We start from the raw sequence: 21,460 nt of genomic DNA, 5'->3' as shown, positions 1-21,460 counted from the left end.
CATGATGAAGCTCATCGCTCCCTATGCGCTGTGCATGCTGGTGTTGCTGGTCGCCGTGCCAGTGCTGTCGCGGGCGGAGACTCCCGAGCACGCGCCTCCGCCCGGGGTGTTCATTGGCACCATCATCGGCGTGAAGAGTCGCAAGCCCGTCGCGGACGTGGCGGTCATCGCGACCTCGCCGAGCTTCAGGGGAGAGCGCGGTGCGGTGACGGATGAGCAGGGCCGCTACCGCCTGCCGATGCTGCCCGCGGGCACGTACACGCTGCGGTTCGAGCACCCCGACTTCAACACCTACTCCCGCTCGGACATCCTGCTGCGCGCCAACCGCACCGTGCGCGTCAAGGTGGAGCTGCTCGAGCTGCCGCCTCCGCCTCCGCCGGCCCCGGTCAGCGTGAAGCAGACCCGGAAGTGACACGGAGGCCCGGGTCATTCCGCACGAAACTCAAAGGGCATTTTAGTTTCGTGCGGGTTCCTGGCCGACCTTGCACGAAACTCAAACGCGACTTTAGTTTCGTGCGGGAGGCGCGCGTCAGTCCGCCAGGGGCATGCCCCAGTCCGGCTTCTCGCGCTCACCCATCACCCAGCGGTACACCTCCAGCACCTGCTCCGCCTTCGCCCTCCAGGTGAAGTATTTGAAGATGCGCTCCCGCGCCCGCTCTCCCATGGGGCGGATGACGGACGGGTCCGCTACCAGCTTCGTCAGCACCTCGCGCACCCGCGCCACGATTTCCTCCGGCGTCCCAATGGGCACCGCGAACCCCGTCGCCGGACTGACGATTTCTCCCGGACCGCCGTAGTCCATCACGATGGGCACCAACCCCAACGCCATCGCCTCGCACACCACCGCGCCGCCGAACTCGCGCACGCTCGGGAAACCGAACACGTGGTTCTTCGACAGCCGCCCCTGCAACTCCTGGTGCTTCACCCACCCGGCGAACGTCACCCCGGACTCGATGCCCTCTCGCGCCGCCTGCGCCTTGAGGTTCGGCATCTCCTGCCCATCGCCGATGTACTCCAGCACCACCTTGCCCTCACGGATGAGCGGCGCCGCCGCCTCCATCAGCATGGCCATGCCCTTGTACGGCACGAAGCGCCCCACGAAGGCCACTCGCAAGGGCAGCTCCACTGGCCCCTCCGACTTCGACGTGCCGAAACGCTTCGTGTCGATGGCGTTCTCCGGCACGTACACCGTCTTGCCCTGCCACGTGTCCGCCACCTGCCCCCGCGTCGCCCGCGAGCCGGTGATGATGGCCGCCGCGCTCTCCCGCGTGGACTTGTAGAAGGGCATCAGCTTGTACGCATCCCGCACGTAGCTCAGCCACTCCTTCTCCCGCCGACGCGCCCCACCAAAACCCTTGGGCCACGGCAACCCGCCGTTGAGCGGCCCCATCACGAACGGCACCCCCGCCGCCTTGCACCGCCGCGCCAGCGTGCTCGGCGTCGTCGGGCTGATGGGCGTGTAGCGATGCACCAGGTCGAACTCCTTCGCCTTGATGCGCGCGCCAAAGCGCTGCCACAGCACCTCCTCGAAGTAGTAGTACGGCAGCACGCTCAACGCCGTCGCCGTCGTCCAGCCCACGCCCGCCGTGCCCCGCAGGAGCTGCCCCACCTTGTCGAGCGGCTTCTCCACCGGCGTGGAGTCCAGCGCGGTGAATCCAGCGCCCTCCAGCACCCCCTGCTTCAGGATGTTCTCCCGGTTGCGCACATGCGTGACGAGGTGCACGTCCGCCACCTCGGCCAACGCACGGTAGAGCGACCAGCCTTCCAGCGGGACACTCACCCAGTCAGGGTTGCACAGCTCGGCAATCAGAAGGACGCGTGGTCTGGGAGCAGGCATACGTGTGCCTTCATCTATCCCAACCGGCCCTCCAGATGTAGCCTCCCCCGCGTCGTGACGTACGCCCCGGACCGGCCTTCCTACCTGCGCTTCGTGGCGCTGCTCGGCACCCTGGTGCTCGCCACCGTGGGCGGGGCCCTGCTGCACCCTGTGGTCGCTTTGGCCCCAGTCCTGGTGGCCGCCGTCCTGTGGCTGGTGGTGAAGGTCCCCGTCCGCTACCCCGTCATGGCCGTCACCTACCTGGTCCTCGCCGTGGACTACGTCCCCGAGCGCCCCCAGTCCGGCTTCTGGCCCTCGCCGCTCCACCCCCTGGGTGAGCTGCTCTTCGCCCAGCTCAGCTACATCACCAAGATTGGAGCGCTGCGCTTCCCCCTGGTCGACGTGCTCATCCTCGGCCTGCTGGGGCTGGCCATGTACCGGCGGGTGACTCGGTCGAAAATCGACCCACCCGCGCTGCCCATGCCCCGGCCCCTCATCGCCGTGGTGACGCTGTCCCTCATCGCCATCCTATTCATGGAGGTGCGCGGCGTCATGCGCGGCGGGGACATCAAGAACTCGCTGTGGCAGTGGCACCAGGCCGCGATGATGCCGTTCATCGTCGCGATGTATCACTATGCGATGCGCGGGCCGGAGGACTGGCCCATCTTCGCGCGCACCGTCATCGCCGCGGGGCTGACCAAGGCCGCCATCAGCGTCTACTTCGGCGCCATCGTCGTGCCCTCCATGGGCGTCTTCGTCGAGTACACCACGTGTCACTCGGACTCGATGACGTTCAACTTCGCGCTGCTGGTGGCGACAATGCGCTTCCTGGAGAAGCCCAAGGGCGCTCACGCGCTGCGCGGGCTGCTCCTCATGTTCTGCATCTTCATGGGCATGATGTACAACGACCGCCGGCTCGCCTACGTCAGCTTCGTGGGCTGCCTCCTGGCCGGCTACCTCATCACCCCATGGCCCGCAATCAAGCGCACCTTCAGCCGGGGCATGGTGCTGCTGGCCCCGCTGCTGGTCGTCTACTTCGCGGTGGGGTGGAACGCGCGCGGCGGCGCCTTCGCGCCCGTGCACAAGGTCCGCTCACTCATCGACGGCGAGGGCGGCGAAGGCAACCTGGACTATCGCGACATCGAGAACCTGGACGTCATCGCGACGTGGACCCAGTTCCCGCTGCTCGGCACCGGCTACGGCCACGAGTTCCTGGAGCCGATTCCGCTGCCCAACATCGCCTTCGTGTTCCCCCAGTACCGCTACCACCCGCACAACTCCCTGCTGGGGTTGTTCGCGTTCGGTGGAATGGTTGGCTACACGGGCGTGTGGATGTACCTGGTCGTCACCCTCTATCTCGCGGTGCGCTCCTACCATCGCTCGCACGTCTCCGAGCACCGCGCCGCAGCCATGGTCATCGTCGGCGCCATCGTCTGCTACATCAATCAGGTGTTCGGAGACATGGGCATCATCTCGTACATCTGCACGTTCATCACCTCGCTGTGCGTGGTGACGTCCGGGAAGCTCGCCGTGGCCACCGGCGCGTGGCCCATGCCGAACAGCGCGCTGGTGCCCACCGCGCCCCTGCTCCCCGAGCCGCCTCCAGGCGCCATCGTCTACGTCAACGCGGACGACCCGGCGCTGGCGAAGCGGAGCTGAAGGGCTACAGCAGCGTGCCGCGCAGGAGCAGCTCCGCGGTGGTGAAGTAGATGACCAGTCCGCTGACGTCCACCAGCGTGGCGACGAAGGGCGCGGAAGCGCTCGCCGGGTCGAAGCCGAGCCGCCTCAACACGAACGGCAGCATCGCCCCGGACAGCGTCCCCCACGTCACCACGCCCAGCACCGACAGGCCCACCGTCAGCGCCACCCGCGACGCGTGCTCGCCGTAGCTGTGGAACAGGTGCTGCCAGAGCAGGATGCGCGCCAGGCCCACCGTGCCGAGCACCGCGCCCAGCACCAGGCCCGACAGCAGCTCCCGCCGCAGCACGCGCCACCAGTCGCGCAGGCGCACGTCCGTCAGCGCGAGCGCGCGGATGATGAGCGTGGTGGCCTGACTGCCCGAGTTGCCTCCCGAGGAGATGATGAGCGGCACGAAGAGGCTGAGCACCACGGCGCGCGCGATTTCGTCCTGGTAGCGGGACATGGCGGTGGCGGTGAGCATCTCCGACACGAAGAGCACCAGCAGCCAGCCGGCGCGCTTTCGCACCATGGCGAAGAAGCCCACGTCGAAGTAGGGCGCGTCGAGCGCCTCCATTCCGCCGACCTTCTGGATGTCCTCGGTGGCCTCCTCCTGGACGACGCTGACGATGTCGTCCACGGTGACGATGCCCCGCATGCGGCCTTGCGCGTCCACCACGGGGATGGCCGACAGGCCGTGCTCCGCGAACAGGCGGCTGACGCCTTCCTGGTGGGTGTCCTCCCGCACGGTGACGGGCTCGGTCCGCATGACATCGCGCACCGTCTTCCCGGGCGCGGCCTGGAAGAGCTGGCGAAGGGAGACCACGCCCAGCAGGTGCTGCTCGGAGTCCAGGACGTAGGCGGAGTAGACGGTCTCCACCTGCTCGCGGGCCTGCCGGCGCAGGTAGCCGAGCGCCTCGTCGATGCTCATCTCCGGCCGCACGCGCACGAAGCGCGGGTTCATCAGGCCGCCCGCGGCGTCCTCGGCGTAGGCCAGGAGCACCTGCACCTCGCGGCGGGAGGTGTCATCCAGCAGGGCGAGACAGGCGGCGTGTTCCTCGACGGGGAGGCTCTGGATGACGTCCGCGGCGTCGTCCGGGGGGAGCACTCGCATCCAGATGCGCCGCTCGCTCGGGGTGAGGGCCTGGAGGAGCCCCGCCTGGTCATTCGAGGAGAGGGAGAGGAAGAAGTCGTCCGCGCTCGACGGCGGCAAAAGCCGGAAGCCCTCGACCCGGTCTCGAGGTGCGAGCACGGGCCACGCGTCGCGCAGCTCGTCCTCGTGGATGGGGTCCGACTCGGGGGCCACGGCTCGCCTCCCTGCGCGCACGGGGCCGGATGCCGGCCTCGCACTGGGGAAGCGTTCAAGCACGGCGCCCGAGGCATGGAAACCTCAAACGCCCGCTGGAGGACACCCGCGAGCACGAGTGTGAACCCGCGCGCACGAGCCGTGACGAGTCCTTCACGGGTTCGGACAGGAACCCGTATCCCCTCCAGGTTGAACGACCTCGACCCGCGGCCCACCTACCGCTTCCGTGCGTCGCGCCCCGTCATCAGCGCGGTGGGCGCCAGCTCGACGGTGAACCCCTCCGCCGTCAACGCCACCGACTCCACGCTCCGCAGCGCGCTGAAGGCGAAGCCCGCCTGCCCCTCGACGGCCAACGCGGCCTGCTCCGAGCCCGGCAGCCCCACGCCCGTCACCGCCAGCCCCGCCGTGCTCCCCACCGCCGCGGTCGCCAGCATCACGAAGACTCGCGCCGCGTTCTCTCCCAGCACGTCCCCGTACGCCTCACCCGCCGCGCTGAGTTCCTCGAACGTGCGCGCCGCATCCACCCTCCGCACCATCACCACCCACGCCTCCAACGCCCGCCACACCGTGTCCACACCCAGGTACGCAATCGCCGTCGCCGTCAGCAACGACGCCAACCCCTTCGACAACGGCTCCGGCAGCGACCACAAGAGCAGGTACATCGCCACCGACGCCGTCAGCGTCGCCCGGACCGCGTGTGGATTCGCCAGGCCCTCCAGCGCCTCGTCCGTCTCCTCCCAGACCCCCTCCATCGCGATGGCCAGCGCCAGCGCGTACCTGCCATCGCTCCCCAACAGCGGCCCCTCCTCCAGCAGCCGGAGACAGTCGCCGCCCTGATGCTCGCGCTCACACCAGCGGCCGTAGTCACGCGTCAGCACCTCGTCCGCGTAGGACTCCAGCAACTGGGGCGCTGACGCATCACCCCCGTCCCCCACCGGGACGAGCCTGCGCCCTTCATACAGATACACCCCGCCACGCTCCGGTACGCCGAAGCGCTGTCGCGCGTCCCTCAAGGGATGCTCGAAGGGCCTCACGTCCCGCGCGAGCTTCGCCACCGCCTCCTCGAAGGCGTCCTCATCCAGCTCCACCGGAGCCGCGTCTTCGTCCTCTCGCGGAGTGTGGACCCGAGGCGAGCCCGTGCCCGTGTCCAGACGGACCACCCGGGTCGACGAGCAACCCGTCACCCCGAGCAACAACAACCACCATACCAATGCCCTACCACGACCCATCGCAGCCCTCCGGCATGGGGCGCCAAACCACCTGAGTGGTCTTCACCCATACCAATGCGCTCCGACATTTCGCGGGGGCAGGACTCGCTCAGCGCGAGGGCATCAACTCAAGGACCTCGGCAGCAGGATGTGGAGGGAGCTGCCCTCGCCCGCGCGGCCCGCCGACTCCGCCCAGATGCGTCCTCCGTGGCGCTCGACGATGCCTCGGGCGATGGCCAGCCCCAGGCCCAACCCGCCGTAGGCCACGCCGTGCGCGCGACCGAAGCGCTCGAAGATGCTCTCCAGCCGGTCCGAGGGAATCCCCAGCCCATGGTCCATCACCTCGACGTGCACCCACCCGGGCTCCGCTCTCGCGACCAGTTGGATGGCCCCTCCGTCCGGCGAATAGCGCAGCGCATTCGACACCAGGTTGCTGAACACCTGGTCCAACCGCTCTCCATCCGCCCGCAGCGACAGGTCCTCCGGCGCAGACACCTCGATGCGCCACCCTTCCGGCAGGGGCTCGAAGTGCTTCGCCACGTCGTGGAGCAGCACGCCCACGTCCACGTCGCTCTCCTCCAGGCACAGCTCTCCACGCTGCAGGCGCCCCACGTCCAGCAGGTTCTCCACCAGCCGCGCCATGCGGCTCACGCTGCGATGGATGCCCGCCAGCGCCCGGTCCACGTTCGGCGTCAGCTCCGCCGCCGCCTTCACCTTCGCCAGGTCCGCGTAGCTGCGCGCGGCCTGGAGCGGCGTGCGCAGCTCGTGCGCCGCCATGGTGAGGAACATGTCCTTCGCCTCGCTCGTCGCCCGCAGGGACTCCACCGCGCGGCGCGCGTCGTCGATGTCCGTCGCCGTCGATATCCACCCGACGAGCCGCCCCACCTCGTCCCGCTCCGGCAGCGTGCGACAGAGGAACCACCGGAACTCTCCGTCCGTCGCGCGGCGCAGCCGGTACTCCTGCTCCTTCGGCCGCCCCGAGCGCTGCAAGGCATTCCAGGTGAGCTGCACGCGCCCCACGTCCTCCGGATGGAAGCAGCGCAGGTTCTCCTCGCGCTGGCGACCCTGCTCGGGTGACAGCCCCGCGTAATCCAGCCATCCCCGGTTGGCGTAGCTGATGGTGCCGTCCGCCAGCAGCGCCCAGACGAACTGGGGCATGCAGTCCAACACCCGGCGGAACCGCTGCTCGCCCTGTCGCTCCAGCACCCGCCGCTCACGCTCCCACAGCGCCGCCTCCTGCAACTGCAAGGCGCGCTGACGCAGGTGGAGCGCGACGAAGGCCTCCGCCTTCCAGCGCAGCACGTCCGGATGGAACGGCTTGACGACGTAGTCCGCCGCCCCCGCCGCATAGCCGTGCACCAGGTTCGACTCGTCGCGCCCGTGCGCGGTGAGGAAGATGATGGGCGTGTAGCGGGTGCGCTCTCGCTGCCGGATGATGCGGGCCGTCTCGAACCCATCCATGCCGGGCATCTGCACATCCAGGAGGATGAGCGCGAAGTCCTCGCGCAAGAGACATCTCAGTGCCTCCCTCCCCGACGACGCCTTCACCAGCCGTTGTCCCATCGGCTCGAGGATGGCCTCCAGCGCGAGCAGGTTCGATGCGTGGTCGTCCACGATGAGGATGCGGGTGCTTTGTGGCTCCACCTGGACGGGAGCGCGAGGGGTGAGCTGCTCGGTGCCTTCCAAGGCCGGTCCTCCCTTCTCTCCCGAGGTCCCCTTCGCTTAATCAGCGCGGCCCCGATGATCAGCCCCCCACGACACCTCGGCCCGCCCAGCCCCTGACGACACAGGGCCCGGACGCCCGGTCGCCCTCCTCACGGAGAAGCACGAGGATTCCACCCGTTCAGCACCAAAGGTATGGAGCCAGGGACGCGGCGGCACGCTCCCCCGTCATGTCGACGGGCGCGTGGCCAGGGTCCGAGCGACTGGGCGGCGATGCGCTGAAGGCCCCGTGGATCCACGGCGCGGCTCGTGGAGGGCGCCCGCATGCCGCCCTTCCCTCCGAGCCACCCCTCGCCGTGCGGACTACACCACCGCGCGCTGGAGCATCAGCGCGAGCATGTCCGCGCTTCTCTCGCTGCTGAACTGCGTCTCCACCTTGCGACGGCCGGCCTCACCCAGGCGCTCGGCTTCCTTCGGATTCCTGGCCACCTGCTCCAGCTTCTCCGCGAGAATCCGAGGCTCCCGCGGCGGCACGAGCAGCCCGTCCACGCCGTCGTCCACCAGCTCCTTCACGCCGCCCGCGCCCGTCACCACCACCGGCGCGCGCATGGCCATCGCCTCCATGATGGCCACGCCCAGCGGCTCCTGGAGGCTCGCCAGCGCGAAGATGTGCGAGCGCTCGATTTCGCCCCGCACCTTGTCCTCGCTCACCGCGCCCAGCAGCGTCACCGCGTCGCCCAGCTTCGTCTCCGCGAGCTTCGCCTCCAGCACCTTGCGGTACGTGGTGCCACCCGCCTCGTCCTCGCCTGCAATCGCGAGCCGCGCGTCGATGCCCTTCGCGCGCAGCATGCCCACCGCGTCGATGAGGTCCGCGTGCCCCTTGCACGGGTTGAGACGGCCGCACGAGAAGATGCGCAGCGGGCCCTCGCCCGTCCACGCCGAGTACGGCACCGTGCGGTTGAACTTGCCCAGCTCCACGCCCATGGGCGCCAGCTCGATGCGCGGAGGCAGGTGCCCCGCCAGCTCCTGGTTCACTTCCCCCAGCAGCTTCTTCGTGATGACGAAGGCGAACTTCGCGTGGCGCCACTTCTCCTTCTGGTTCGGCCCGTAGTCGTCCAGCGGACCATGCAGCGTCATGCTGTACGTCAGCCCCGACAGGAGGTTCGCGAACAGCGCCACGTGCGCCGCGTTGGCACACGAATGCACATGCACGTGCGTCCACCCGCGCTCACGCGCCAGCGCCGCCAGGCGCCCACCCATGACGGCGAAGGCCAGGAGCTGCGCGCGCCCTTTCGCGTCCAAGCCCTCCGCGCGAGCAATGGACGCCAGACAACGGGCCCATCCCGTGGGCATGGCGCGAGCCACCTCCGCCGCCGCCTTGGCCACGCCCAGGGCCCCCGGAGGTGAGAGGTACTCGGTGCGAGCCATCGCCTCCTGCGCCCAACTGTGCGAAATGATGCGCGCGGGCGGAGGACGGGTGGATACCAGCTCCGGCGTCACGCCCTTGCCCGGCAGCGCCTGAAGCTCACGCCAGAAAAAGATGTGGGTCTGTCCGGGAAACTCAGGGATGAGATAGCCAATCTTCTGCACGAACTTTCCATAACACGCCCGCCCCCACGCCCGGGCGGCGGGCCCCGGAATCACCGGGGGCAGGTCGATAGACACCCGCTCCCCCGCCCGCCCGGGCAGGTCGTTGGGCCGACGCCATGCGTTGCGCTATACCGGGCGGCGCTCCATGGCCGATTCCAGCGCACCCTCCACTCCCTCGGACGCCGAGGTTTCCGACGGCACCGTGCCGTCCCCGGCGCTTCAACGGCTGTGGTTCGCCCTGGAGCGCACCGGCTGGGCCTGGCTCACCGTGGTCCCCGCCCACCCGGGCGCCCCCGCGCTGGAGGCCGCCACCGCCATCCTGGAGGCCGGCGCCCCGTACGCGGCCACGCAGAAGATCCACCTGGAAGACGCCACCAGCATCTCCCCCGCGGAGGCGCCCCGCCGCGTGTTGGAGCTGCGCGAGCGCGTCGCCCGGGGTGAGCGCGTCGTGGCCGTCATCGACTCCGTCCTCACCCGTCCCGCAAGCCTCCCCCTGGCGCTCGCCGCCGACGGCGTCCTCCTGTGCGTCACCCTGGGGGAGACCGACTTCGGCTCGGCTCGCAAGACGATGGACTTCATCGGCGCGGAGCGCTTCGTGGGCAGCGTCACCTTCCCCCGGCCGAAGAAGAAGGGCCGGGCCTCGTCGTCCAGGAAGAAGAAGCCATGACGTCTCCTGACGCCCCGTCGCTCCGCCTCAGCGTCGTCGTCGCCACCTACAACCGGCTCCCCCTCATCTCCCGACTGCTGGAGCAGTTCGCCACCCAGACGCTCGCGCCCGAGCGGTTCGAGGTCGTCGTCGTGGATGACGGCTCCAAGGAGCCGGTGAAGGAGCCGCTGCTCGCCCTCACCGCGAAGCTGCCCTATGCCCTGCGCGTGGAGGTGCAAGCCAACGCGGGCGCCGCGGCCGCGCGGCACCGGGGCGTGCTGGCCGCGCGGGGTGAAGTCGTGCTCGTCACCGACGACGACATGCAGGTGGCGAACGACTTCCTGGAGCGGCACCTGGACCACCACCCCGCGGGCTCGCGGCACGTGGTGCTCGGCCGCATCCGGCCGGACCCGTCCATTGGCGACATGCCGCTGTTCGAGCGCTGGTACGCGTACCTCAACCACCGCATGGCGGAGGAGCTCTCCGTCCCCGGCGCCCGCGCGCACGGCAACCACCTGTACACCGGCAACGTGTCCTTCCATCGCGAGGACTACGTGGGCGTGGGCGGCTTCGACAAGTCGCTGGGCCAGTCCGAGGACGTGGAGCTGGGCGTGCGGCTGGAGAAGGCCGGCTGCTCCTTCGTCTTCGCCAGCGACGCGTATGTGTTGCACGGCAGTGACCACGTGTCCTTCGAGCGCTGGCTCAAGCGCGCGCACCGCTACGGCATGTTCGACACGCAGGTGGCGCGCAAGCACCCGGACGTGCGCGGCGTGAATCCGTGGCGGCTCCTGTTCGAGACGAACCCGCTGGCGCGCCCGCTGCTCGCGGCGACCGTGGTGGCCCCGGAGGCCACGCGCCTGTTGACGGGCGCGGTGATGCGCGCGGCGAAGGCGGCGGACAAGCTGGGGCTGGAGAAGGCGGCGTTCGCGGGCACCTCCGTGGTGTACGGCATGGAGTACCTGCGGGGCGCTCGCAACGAGGCGGGTGGATGGACTGGCATCGCCCGCGAGGTCGCGCGTTACCTCCAGGGCGGGGGGAGACGATGAACATCATGAAGTCGAAGCGCTCGATGCTCGGCGCGCTGGTCTCCGATGCACTGGAGCTGGCGAAGGCCGCCAACGGCGACACCGGCGCGAAGTCCATCGCGAAGATGGTGCTCACCAGTGACTCGTACCGCATCACCGCGCTGAACCGCGCCCGCGAGGCCGCGCTCGACTACCACATCCCCCTGGTCAACCACGTGCTGCGCGTGGCGCAGACGGCGGTGATGGGGATTGAGATTGGCAAGGACGTCACGCTGGGCAAGGGCGTGTACTTCGTGCACAGCCTGGGCATCGTGATTGGCGGCGACGCGCGCATCGGCGACCGGGTGCGCTTCTACGGCAACAACACCGTGGGCACCGCCAAGGACAACGGCTACCCGACCATCGAGGACGATGTGTGGATTGGGGCCGGGGCGCGCATCCTCGGGCCGGTGCGCATTGGCGCGCGCTCGCGGATTGGCGCGAATGCCGTGGTGCTCCAGGACGTTCCGCCGGACAGCGTGGCCGTGGGCATTCCCGCCCGCGTCTTCCCACGCAAGGACACCGACGACGTGGTGCTGTGAGGCCCGCCTCACGGCGAGCCCGGGGGAGATGAGTTCATGGAGGACGGCGTGAAGGGTTCGCGGAGGAAGGCCGGCGCGGCCGTGTTGACGTGCGCGCTCGTCGTCGGCGGCACGATGGCGGTGGCCCAGGGACTCCAGGCCCAGGACGGCACCGGCGCCGAGCCCATGGCCAGCGTGTCGCCCAAGGCCGCGGGCAAGGCGAAGAAGGCGTCCGGCGAGGCGAAGAGCACTGCCGGTACCACGGCGGCTTCCGGCGAGGCAAAGAGCACAGCCGGAGCTTCGGCGGAGAAGGCGTCCGGCGAGGCGAAGAACGCGTCCGGCACCACGGAGACCTCCGGCGAGGTGAAGAACGCGTCCGGCACCACGGCGGCTTCCGGAGCGACCGCATCCTCCGCCGCGCTGGAGGCGCTCTATGACGGCGGCCTGGGCACCGGGTGGAAGGACATTGGCTGGGCGCCGCGTGAGCTGCCTCGGGGCGCTCCGGCGCGCATGCGCCTGTTCAACTACGGAGGCTGGATTCTGTACCGCCCGAAGCTGGAGGGCTCATTCGGCGCGCTGTCCCTGCGCCTGAGCGCGCCCGAGTCCTACGGCGAGTTCCTCGAAGTGCGGCTGGACGCGCAGGGCTCCACCTCCTTCCCGCGCATCCCGATTACCTCCGAGCTCCAGGTCCGCAAGGACGGCGAGTGGTCTGAAATCCTCATCCCCATGGAGCTGCTCAACCCGCGCGGCGAGGCGTTCGACCGCGTGGTGCTGCGCGCGTCCAAGGACGTGGGGCGCGACTGGGTGCTCTTCGACAAGGTGTCGCTGGTGCCGCTGCCTCCCGAGGTCGCCGCCGCGCTCGCCGCGGGCGGGGGACGCACCGGCAAGGGCAGCGGGCGCGAGACGAAGCTGACCATCGACTGCACCGCGCCCGGCCATCGCATCAGCCCGCTCATCTACGGCATCGCCATGGATGGCCTGCGCGAGAAGAAGGACCAGCACCAGTACCGCATGGGCGCGACGACGCGCCGCTGGGGCGGCAACCCCACGTCCCGCTACAACTGGAAGCTGGGCGGCGCGTGGAACACGGCCAACGACTGGTTCTTCCAGAACGTGGACATCGGCCTGAGCTACGAGGACTTCATCGCCTCCAACCGGAAGCACGGCATGATGTCCGCCGTCACGGTGCCGCTGATTGGCTGGGTGGCGAAGGACACGACGTCGGTGGGCTTCCCGGTGTCGAAGTTCGGTCCGCAGCGCGGCGAGGACAACGGCTCCGGCAACGGCGTCACGCGCGATGGGACACCGCTGAAGCCGGGTGCGCCGTCTCAGACGAGCACCGAGGCCTCGCCCGAGTTCGTCGCCGAGTGGGTCCGCACCATCCGCGAGCGGGACCTCGCGCGCGGTGGCGAGCGCAACGTCCGGATGTACATCCTGGACAACGAGCCCATGCTCTGGAACTCGACGCATCGGGATGTCTTCCCGGAGCCGCTGACGTACGACGGGCTGTTGTCCCGGACGATTGCGTACGGCACCGCGGTGCGGAAGGCGGACCCGGAGGCGCTCATCGCGGGCCCGGCCGAGTGGGGCTGGACGAACTACCTCTGGTCGGCGGCGGACTTCGCGCCGGGCAAGGCGCCGCACTCGGACCGCCGCGCGCACGGAGATGTGCCGCTGTTGCCGTGGTACCTGCGGCAGCTGCGCGAGCACGAGAAGAAGACGGGCGTGCGCATCCTCGACGTGGTGGACGTGCACTTCTACCCGCAGACGAACGTCGGTGTGGGGTTGGAAGGGAACACGGACCCGGAGACGAACGCGCGCCGCATCCGCTCGACGCGGGGCCTGTGGGACCCGACATACAAGGACGAGTCCTGGATTGCAGAGCCCGTGCGCCTGTTGCCGCGCCTCAAGGAGTGGATCGCGCAGAACTACCCGGGCCGGAGCATCTCCATCGGCGAGTACAACTTCGGCGCGTTCGGCCACATGAGCGGCGGACTGGCGCAGGCCGAGGCTCTGGGTCGCTTCGCGCAGGAGAACATCTACTCCGCGTACTTCTGGCAGTACCCCACGAATGGCAGCCCGGTGTTCTGGGCGTTTCGAGCGTTCAGGGACTTCGACGGGCGCGGTGGGCACTTCCAGGACTACTGGGTGCCGGCGAAGGCGGAGGAGGGCACCAGCGTGTTCGCCTCGCGAGACGAGTCGGGGACGAAGCTGGTGGCGGTGGTGTTGAATTTCGACCCGGACCAGGCCGCGCAGGCTCGGGTCGAGTTGAAGGGTTGTGGGACGCTCGAGGGTGCGCGCGTGCTCGGGTATTCGGGCGCGCCGGGTGGGTTCCTGGAGCAGACGGCTGGAAGCAAGACGGCGGGGACGCTGACGCAGCGGCTGCCGCCCTACTCGATGACAGTGCTTGATTTGACGGTGAAGAAGCCATGAGTGCCGCGACCCCCGAGACTCCGAAGCCGACGCCGTTCACCACGGGCCGCCCGCGCCTGCACATTGGGCAGTTGGCCATCGACCAGCTGACGTTCGAGGACGCCGTGCAGCAGATTGGGCGCCTGGTTGATTTGCACCAGGGCGGCTACGTCTTCACGGCCAACGTGGACCACGTGGTGCTGGCGGAGGACAACGTGCAGTTCCGCGAGGCGTACTCGCGCGCCACGATTTCGGTGGTGGATGGGATGCCGATTGTCTGGGCATCGAAGGCGATGGACGTGACGTTGCCCGAGCGCATCGCCGGCTCGGATTTGATTCTCCCGCTGATGAAGCTGGGGGCGGAGCGCAAGTGGCGGGTGTTCCTGCTCGGCGCGGGCCCTGGCGTGGCGGCGAAGGTGGCGAAGCAGGTGAAGGATACGTACGGCGTGGAGGTGGTGGGGTGGGACTCGCCGATGGTGAAGACGGATGGGGGGGATGCGCAGAACGACCCGATTGTGGCGAAGATTCGGGAGGCGGATCCGCACCTGCTCTTCGTGGCGTTGGGGAGTCCGAAGCAGGAGGTGTGGATTTCGCAGGTGGCCGGGAAGCTGGGGCCCACCGTGGCGATTGGCATCGGGGCGGGGTTCGACTTCATCGCGGGTACGGCGAAGCGCGCGCCGCAGTGGATTTCCAAGGCGGGCTTCGAGTGGCTCTACCGTCTGGTCAATGAACCCAAGCGCCTGTGGCGCCGGTACATCCTGAATGACTCGCGCTTCGCGACGATTCTGGTGCGTGAGTTCTGGCAGCGGACGGGTGGGAAGTCGGAGTAGCCACCAGCCAACGTTGCACCCGGATTGCCCGCGCCATTTCAAATCCTGGCCGCGCAAAGCCAATGCATCGCTGTACCCGTCCCTACAGACTGCTCCTGGATTAAGCTTTCATGCGCATGCGCTCGCAACCCATCACGCTGGTTCTGCTCCTCGCGTCTGTCTGGATCGGCTGCTCCAGCGTGCCTCGGGCACCCCTCCAAGAGGAGTGGAACGAGGCAGAGGTGGAATGCCAGATCCCGGAAGAGGACCAGTGCGTCACCCTGCTCTGCCTGGGTGACACCTGTGGCTTCTACCGCTGTGAGGACACCCCCAGCGAAATCGAGCTGGCGCGCTTTCCACCCTCTCGCCCACCCGCAGCCGCAGCGGCTCCAGGCATGGGGCCTCGACGAAACTGGGGTGGAGGACAGCGACTCCCTCGCGGAGCCCTCATGGTGTTCCCCAACTGGAACGGCGCTCCCGAGCGGCTCGTTCCACCCTCCCGCCAACTCCCACCGGGACGATGGGAACGACACCACATCTTTCCCCAGGAGCCGGCACTCAAGGAGTGGTTCGAGGGACAAGGCGTCAAGATCCACCACTACACCATGCCCATCCCCCGAGACCTCCATCACCGGATTCACAACGAGGGTCCACGAGGAGGACGATGGAACCAGGCGTGGCGAGATTTCAGACGGGACGAACCCAACGCCAGTCCCGAGCAGATCTTCAAGCACGCGGGAGAACTCATCTACCGCTTCCAACTCTTGGGCGGCCCCATCCAGAACTACTATTCCCGTCCAGGAGCGTGAGCACGGATGAGCCGGTTCTTCTGGGTACGTGAGGACGACGATGTCGCCGAGCAGCATGGGGGCCAAGTCCACGGCGCGCACAAGTGGAAGCTGCCTGGAGCGAAGTGCCACACCTGCGGCATCACCTGGAGCGGTGCAGGCCACACGTACCCCTGCGTCGACCTCTCATCGCATCCCGAGCAGCCTGCCTACGAACGAGCCCGCCCCGAGCCCTTCATCGAGTTCGCACGCCTGCGTGAACAGGTACGCCCTCTCGCACCCGCGCGCGCCCCGCTCCCGCCCGGCACAAGATTCGGCCCGCTGGTAGGCACCGCCTCCGGCAACCTGCCTGACTTCGCGTGGCTCATCGACGTGTTGCTCATCCACCGTGACGCACTGGAACGACTCCAGGCCCAACATCCACGCGGGCTGAAGGGCTGCCAGACGGAGCTGCGTTGGCGGAAGACGAATCCACCCGAGCTGCTGGAGCTTCAGGTGGAGCCCCACGGTCGACTCCATCCAGACTGCATCCCCGCCGACGTCCCGCCTCCCTGTCAGACCTGCGGCCGATTCGCCCTCTCTCGGCCCCAAGGCCCCATCCTCGACGCAGCCTCGCTTCCGACCGACATCGACCTGTTCCGCGTCGGCAACTTCGCGACCATGGTCATCGGCACCGAGCGCTTCGTGGAGGCGGTCCACGAGTTGGAGCTGACGGGCCTCACGTTCCGAGAACTGCCCACTCGATGAGGTGATGGGTTCCCGGCTTCCGCCTTGGCCTGGGCTGACGCTTCTTCGCTCAGATGGCCAACATCTGACATTGTCAGGGCCAACACCTCGCACCTCGTTTGGGCGGCGCGGAATCGGCGCCCCGCGCCTCTCAAGACTCCGGGGCGCTCGATGCCTGGAAGGAAGTCCTGGACCACGCCACGCCGAAGTGAGCGGAGCCGCGCTCAGACGCTCATCGACTGCATCATCTCCGAGGGCTTCATCATCGGCATGTCCGAGGAGAATGCCGGCTCCATGCTGTTCGCGGACTGCGTCCGGCCCATCATCTTCTCCATGTCCGGCTGGCGCTGCCCGTCCTCGAAGGTCGACTGCGACTTCTCGTTGGCCTTGGGCTGCTCCTTGCCAAATGGCCGAGGCTGCCCCGCCCGCTCCGCCGCGTCGTTCGCCTTCTTCTTCGCCTCATCCGCGCGACGCGTGGACTCGGACGCCTTCGCGGAAGCGGACTCGAGCTTCTTCTGCGCGTTGGCCAACTTCACCAGGGCGGTCTGCTCGTCCGCCTGCGCCTCCGCGAGCGCCTTCGCCGAGGCCTCCTGCTGCTTCGGCGTCTGCCCCGGAGCATTCGCCTTCATCTCCGCCTCCACCCGCGTCTTCGAAGCCTCGTCGAGCGCCTTCTCCGCGGCCTCGGCCTGCTTGCGCGCGTTCTTCTCCGCCTCCTTCGCCGCCTTCGCCGCCCGAACCTCCGCCTCCGCCTTCTTGCGTGCATCATCCGCGCGCTGCGCGTCATCCGCCTTCGGGCCCTGCTGGCGCATCGTCGAACGGCCATCCACCTTGGTCAGCGAATTCACGGGTCACTTCCTTCCAAGTGCGATGAGGGACAGACACCCCTTCTTCGCCAGAAGCGCCCACACGGTTACATCGGGAATTACTTTTCCGGGGCCCGACACACATCCGGGCCCCCGTCCCCCACGTCACGGCAGGCTCAGCTTGAGCCCGTAGGGGATGGTCCTGTCCTTCACGCCACCAGGGTCCACCTTTACCTGGTCATCCCGAACCAGCGTGGCCGAGTCCGAGCCGTCGAACGACACCGCGTCATCCACCCCCAGCTTCACCAGCGAGTCGCGAATCTCCGCGAGCGTCTTGCCCGGCTTCGACCCGTCGTCCTGCGCGACGACATACGTGGTGCCCGTGTCCCGGTCGTAACCGACGACGACCTTTCCACTGTTCGCACCCCGCTCGTTCTGGTCCTTGAAGCCCTCGTTGTTCCGCTGCGTCAGGTCGGACGCATAAGCCCCCGGGTCTCCCGTGAGCGGCGCCGACGAGGACGTCCCGGGCTTGTACTGATTCCCGTCCCCATACGGCGTGTTGTTGATGATGAGCGGCACCGCCCCGCCAAACGCCACCTTCGAATCCGCCGGCGGATCTCCCTGCCCGAACTTCAGGCCACTCGACGTCCACGCCGCATAGAACCGGTCCGGTGACGACTCACCCCCAAGCACCTTCCCGTTCTCAATCACCTTGCCCACCGGACTGCTCCCGGAGGAAGGGACGCCATAGAAGCTGGTGTTGATGATGGTGTCGCTGCCTGGCTGGCGCCCCTCCTCCTGCGCCAGCTTGGAGAAGGGCTTCGCCGCCTCCGGCCTCGCCCAGCTCCCCAACACGTTGTCGACGATGCTGCCCCCATGCTCGACAACGGATGGCGTGGCGTTCTTCATCGCCACCACGTGGAGGCCATCGGCCTCGAACTCCACCGGCTGTCTTGGGTTCGCGTTGATGCGCTCCGTCACCGCCGCGGACAGCCGCTTCCCGTCCGCCTCCGTCGTCGGCAGCTTCAGCTCCTGCGTCCGCGCCGAGTTCTGGGCCTCGCGCAGCAACACGTCCGACGTGGCCGCCGAGCGGCGCAACGTGATGTCCCCATTGCCCGGCAACGCGTAGCCGTCCGTCTTCTCGCCGGGTAGCTCCGGATAGGACGCGTCGTCCACCACGTTCACCTGGACACCGCGCGCATCCAGGTCCGCGAGCGCCTTCTGGCCCTCCGGCGTGGCGCCCAGCTCCTGTCGCAGTCGGTCGACAGACTCCTTGTTCGCCTCGTCCTTCAGCCGCTGCGTCGTCGCGGTGTGTTCGGCGCGAAGCTCCTGGCGCAGGCCCCCTGGGACGTCCCTCAAGTCCAGGCCCTTCTTCACGTGCGCGTCGTAGCGGTCCCACGCCTCCTTCTCCGGCGTGCTCACGTCCGCGACCATCATCGACTGGAGTTCGGGAGACAGCTTCGCCTTGTCCAGCTCCGCGGCGCGCGCGGGTGAACCGGGCGGCGTGTCGAAGATGCGCTTCGCATCCGTCGCCGACACCGTCCCCGCCTCCGTGTATTGCGGCTGCGCCTTCTTGTACGCGTCCAACGACTCGTACGACTTGTTCGTCGTCGGGTCCAACACCTGCTCGCCCTGGCGCACCACCACGTGCCCCGTCTGGCCCTCCGTCCCCGGCCGCTGGTCCTTCAGGAAGACCATCTCCGAGCGCGCGAGCAACTCCGGCGACGCCTTGTCCACCCAGTCCGCCGCCGTATCCAGGCAGTTGACCTTGCCGTCCTTCGCGTCCTCCGTGAGCAGCGACGACGCCTCCGAGCTCCCCGGGGGCGCAGGCACATGGCCCAGCAGCTTGTCGCGCAGCACGTTGCGCGAGGCGTCCTCGAAGCTCGACACACTGCTCCGCACCGGATTGGACGTGGCGCCCGAGAGGCGCTGCGCGTCATACGGAGGCGGCAGGCCCTGGACACCCGCCTGCGTGTTCGCCTCACGCATCGCGCCCTGCGCACGCTGGGCGGAGCGCGCGGCATGCTCCTCCGCGGCCCGCTGCGACTCCTCGGCCCGAGCCGTCCGCTGCGCGGCGAGCTTCTCCGCCCGCTGCGCCTCCACGGCCTCCTTCCTGGAGTCCTTCGCCTCTGTCGGAGTCTGCCCCGGCGCCTCGGCCTGGGACTTCGCCTTCGCCGCCTCCGCGCGCGCCTTCTCCTGCGCGCGACGAGCGGCCTCCGCGGCACGACGCGACTCCTCGGCGGCACGACGCGCGGCCTCCGCCGCCTTCCTCGCCGCCTCCGCGCGACGCCGAGCCTCTTCCGCACGCCGGGCCGCATCCGCCTCGGCGGTCCCCGTCGACGACGTCGTCGGTGAGCCACCTCGAATCGCTGCCGTGCCCCCCATGCGTCACTTCCTCCCGGAAAGTCGAAGCCCGTCTCCTCATTTTCGATTCGGTGATTTCGGGGTTTCCCAGCGCACGCTGAACCCAGCGCGTCTGTTCCCCGCTCGACACCTCCAGGGGTTGCCGCAGGACATTGGTGGGTGTCCGCTCGGGGGTTTCCACGGGGTCGTGACACGCCTCATGAGCAGACGAGCGCAAGCGACCCGGGGGAACCGCGTAGGGTTCGTGTGACGCGGCATTTCACGCGAGTCCCTCCAGGAACCCCTTCCATGAACCCAAGACCTTCGTCCCGCCTCCTCACCGTGGCCCTCTCGGGCCTCACGGCCCTGGGCCTCCTCACCGCCGCGGACACCCGCAAGCCCGCGACGCAGTGGCTGGCCCGGCCCACCGAGGCCGCCCGCATCGCTCGCGTGGAGCAGGGCCTGCCCGCGGTAACCCTCCCCGGCGAGGCGCCACGTCAGCTCTCGCTGCCTCAGTGGATGGAGCTGTATGGCATCCCTGGCGTGAGCATCGCCGTGTTCGACCAGGGCTCGCTCATCTGGGCCAAGGGGTACGGAGTGAAGCAGGTGGGCGGCACCGACGCCGTCACCGTCGACACGCTCTTCCAGGCCGCGTCCATCAGCAAGCCCGTGGCGGCGCTCGCCGCGATGCACCACGCGGAGAAGCGCAAGTGGTCGCTCGACGCGGACATCAACGACACGCTCATCTCCTGGAAGCTGCCCGACAACGAGTTCACCAAGGAGCAGAAGGTGACGCTGCGCCGGCTGCTCTCGCACAGCGCGGGGACGACGGTGAGCGGCTTCCCCGGCTACTCGGTCACCGGGCCCGTGCCCACGACCCAGCAGGTGCTCGATGGTGAGAAGCCCGCGAACACGTCCGCCGTGCGCGTGGACACCGTGCCCGGCACGCTGACGCGCTACAGCGGCGGAGGCACCACCATCGTCCAGCAGATGCTGGTGGATCAGCTCAAGAAGCCCTTCCCCCAAATCATGAAGGAGACCGTGCTCGCGCCGCTCGGCATGAAGCACAGCACCTACGAGCAGCCGCTGCCCAAGCACCTGGCGCCCATGGCGGCCAGCGGCACGTACTCCGGGGGCAAGAGCGTCGAGGGCCGCTGGCATGTCTACCCGGAGATGGCCCCCGCCGGATTGTGGACGACGCCGTCGGACCTCGCCCGCGTCGCGCTGGAGATGTCCAAGGCGACGAAGGGGCAGTCCCGCCGCGTGGTGTCCCAGGCGATGGCGAAGCAGATGCTCACCCGCCAATCGGAGAGGTTCGGCATCGGCTTCGAGCGTCCTTCGGACCAGGACTGGTTCGGCCATGGCGGCTCGAACGAGGGCTACCGCTGCTTCCTCATGGCCTTCGAGTCGGGCAGCGGCGTGGCCATCATGACCAACTCGGATGCGGGCTCGCGCCTCTTCGAGCCCATCATCGCGAGCGTCATGGCCGAGTACGGCTGGAAGGGCTACACGCTCGCTCCCGACAGTCCCTTCACCACGGTGGACCTGCTGACGCGATTGAAGGGCGCCGATGCCGCCATCACCTGGTTCAAGGCCCGCAAGAGCGCCGCCACACCCGAGGACAAGCAGCTGTCCCCCGCCGTCCTCAACGACATCGCCTACTCGCTCCTGCGCTCGGGCAAGGTCCCCGACGCCGTGAAGATGTTCGAGGCCAACGTCGAGCTCTACCCCGAGGACTCCAACGCCCACGACAGCCTGGGTGAGGGCTACGCCGAGGCCGGGCGGAAGGACGAGGCCATCTTCCGCTACAAGAAGTCGCTGGAGTTGGACCCCAAGAACAACAACGCCGTGATGATGCTGGAGAAGCTCGGCGCGGCCTCGAAGTAGCGGGTCTCCCCTGGGGAGGATTGTTTCCCGCGTGGAAACAGTCCTCTGCCCAGCGCCCCATTTTTCACGGACGCGCAGGTCTCTACTGTTCCTCTTGTCAGCAACGCACACCGCGGCAGACGCGGTGAACCCAAGAGGGAGTACGCCATGAGCGCCACCGTCCAGAAGACCCAGACCCAGCCCGACACCATCGTCCTCGTCC

General features: G+C 68.6%; 16 protein-coding genes and 1 pseudogene. 10 read left to right on the top strand and 7 right to left on the bottom strand.

The window, feature by feature from the left end:
• Position 1: 1 nt before the first annotated feature.
• Entirely contained in the window at positions 2-412 is a 411-nt protein-coding gene (locus HUA78_RS40460; RefSeq protein WP_246137745.1) for a carboxypeptidase-like regulatory domain-containing protein, read from the top strand.
• A gap of 117 nt (positions 413-529) precedes the next feature.
• Here HUA78_RS40460 and epsH read toward each other — a convergent pair whose 3' ends face one another.
• The gene (gene epsH, locus HUA78_RS40455; RefSeq protein WP_174478639.1) at positions 530-1,837 is read right to left on the bottom strand and encodes an exopolysaccharide biosynthesis glycosyltransferase EpsH; all 1,308 of its coding nucleotides are present in this window, start codon (positions 1,835-1,837) and stop codon (positions 530-532) included.
• 54 nt (positions 1,838-1,891) lie between these two features.
• Here epsH and wzy point away from each other — a divergent pair, with 54 nt between their 5' ends.
• Positions 1,892-3,475: an exopolysaccharide repeat unit polymerase gene (wzy, locus tag HUA78_RS40450; protein WP_246137746.1), complete on the top strand. Its 1,584-nt coding sequence runs from the start codon at positions 1,892-1,894 to the stop codon at positions 3,473-3,475.
• A 4-nt stretch (positions 3,476-3,479) separates the two neighbouring features.
• Here wzy and mgtE read toward each other — a convergent pair whose 3' ends face one another.
• From mgtE to epsE, 4 genes and pseudogenes are all read right to left on the bottom strand, one after another.
• Positions 3,480-4,799: a magnesium transporter gene (gene mgtE / locus HUA78_RS40445; protein ID WP_174460404.1), complete on the bottom strand. Its 1,320-nt coding sequence runs from the start codon at positions 4,797-4,799 to the stop codon at positions 3,480-3,482.
• 245 nt (positions 4,800-5,044) lie between these two features.
• Positions 5,045-6,028: pseudogene (locus tag HUA78_RS40440) on the bottom strand (hypothetical protein); the annotation flags it as partial.
• A 102-nt stretch (positions 6,029-6,130) separates the two neighbouring features.
• Positions 6,131-7,693, bottom strand: a complete 1,563-nt coding sequence (epsF, locus tag HUA78_RS40435; RefSeq protein WP_174460403.1) for a response regulator EpsF — start codon at positions 7,691-7,693, stop codon at positions 6,131-6,133.
• A 339-nt stretch (positions 7,694-8,032) separates the two neighbouring features.
• A complete protein-coding gene (gene epsE, locus HUA78_RS40430) occupies positions 8,033-9,334 on the bottom strand; it encodes an exopolysaccharide biosynthesis GT4 family glycosyltransferase EpsE (protein WP_371745781.1) in 1,302 nt (433 codons plus the stop codon).
• A 70-nt stretch (positions 9,335-9,404) separates the two neighbouring features.
• On the opposite strand from epsE, the gene HUA78_RS40425 reads away from it, so the two are divergent.
• The 7 genes from HUA78_RS40425 (at position 9,405) to HUA78_RS40395 (ending at position 16,246) form a co-directional block, all read left to right on the top strand.
• A complete protein-coding gene (locus tag HUA78_RS40425; protein ID WP_254614008.1) occupies positions 9,405-9,926 on the top strand; it encodes a hypothetical protein in 522 nt (173 codons plus the stop codon).
• Positions 9,923-10,951 (top strand): exopolysaccharide biosynthesis glycosyltransferase EpsD, encoded by a 1,029-nt coding sequence (gene epsD / locus HUA78_RS40420; protein ID WP_141642495.1) that lies wholly within the window; start codon positions 9,923-9,925, stop codon positions 10,949-10,951. The genes HUA78_RS40425 and epsD overlap by 4 nt, the downstream gene beginning before the upstream one ends.
• Before the next feature lie 5 nt (positions 10,952-10,956).
• Positions 10,957-11,511 carry a serine O-acetyltransferase EpsC gene (gene epsC / locus HUA78_RS40415; RefSeq protein ID WP_254624167.1) on the top strand — a complete coding sequence of 185 codons (555 nt, stop codon included), beginning with the start codon at positions 10,957-10,959 and terminating at the stop codon, positions 11,509-11,511.
• Positions 11,512-11,547: 36 nt separating this feature from the next.
• Positions 11,548-13,923, top strand: coding sequence for a GH44 family glycoside hydrolase EpsB (gene epsB, locus HUA78_RS40410; RefSeq protein WP_254624166.1), 2,376 nt, complete (start codon positions 11,548-11,550; stop codon positions 13,921-13,923).
• Positions 13,920-14,732, top strand: coding sequence for an exopolysaccharide biosynthesis glycosyltransferase EpsA (gene epsA / locus HUA78_RS40405; RefSeq protein ID WP_141642493.1), 813 nt, complete (start codon positions 13,920-13,922; stop codon positions 14,730-14,732). Before epsB ends, epsA begins: the two co-directional genes overlap by 4 nt.
• Before the next feature lie 116 nt (positions 14,733-14,848).
• A complete protein-coding gene (locus HUA78_RS40400; RefSeq protein ID WP_174478638.1) occupies positions 14,849-15,520 on the top strand; it encodes a TIGR02269 family lipoprotein in 672 nt (223 codons plus the stop codon).
• Between the two features lie 6 nt (positions 15,521-15,526).
• Positions 15,527-16,246: a double-CXXCG motif protein gene (locus HUA78_RS40395; protein WP_174478637.1), complete on the top strand. Its 720-nt coding sequence runs from the start codon at positions 15,527-15,529 to the stop codon at positions 16,244-16,246.
• 203 nt (positions 16,247-16,449) lie between these two features.
• Here the strand turns inward: HUA78_RS40395 and HUA78_RS40390 are convergent, their stop codons facing one another.
• The gene (locus HUA78_RS40390; RefSeq protein WP_174467902.1) at positions 16,450-17,070 is read right to left on the bottom strand and encodes a hypothetical protein; all 621 of its coding nucleotides are present in this window, start codon (positions 17,068-17,070) and stop codon (positions 16,450-16,452) included.
• Between the two features lie 123 nt (positions 17,071-17,193).
• Positions 17,194-19,413, bottom strand: a complete 2,220-nt coding sequence (locus HUA78_RS40385) for a phosphodiester glycosidase family protein (RefSeq protein WP_174478636.1) — start codon at positions 19,411-19,413, stop codon at positions 17,194-17,196.
• Between the two features lie 267 nt (positions 19,414-19,680).
• On the opposite strand from HUA78_RS40385, the gene HUA78_RS40380 reads away from it, so the two are divergent.
• Positions 19,681-21,258 carry a serine hydrolase gene (locus tag HUA78_RS40380; RefSeq protein ID WP_174478635.1) on the top strand — a complete coding sequence of 526 codons (1,578 nt, stop codon included), beginning with the start codon at positions 19,681-19,683 and terminating at the stop codon, positions 21,256-21,258.
• The last annotated feature ends 202 nt before the right edge of the window (positions 21,259-21,460 follow it).

The organism is Myxococcus sp. CA033 (genome assembly GCF_013336625.1).
In the GTDB taxonomy this organism is placed as follows: Bacteria; Myxococcota; Myxococcia; order Myxococcales; family Myxococcaceae; genus Myxococcus; species Myxococcus llanfairpwllgwyngyllgogerychwyrndrobwllllantysiliogogogochensis.
Note: the sequence above shows the minus strand (reverse complement) of the source record. Positions and strands in the feature narration are given on the sequence as shown.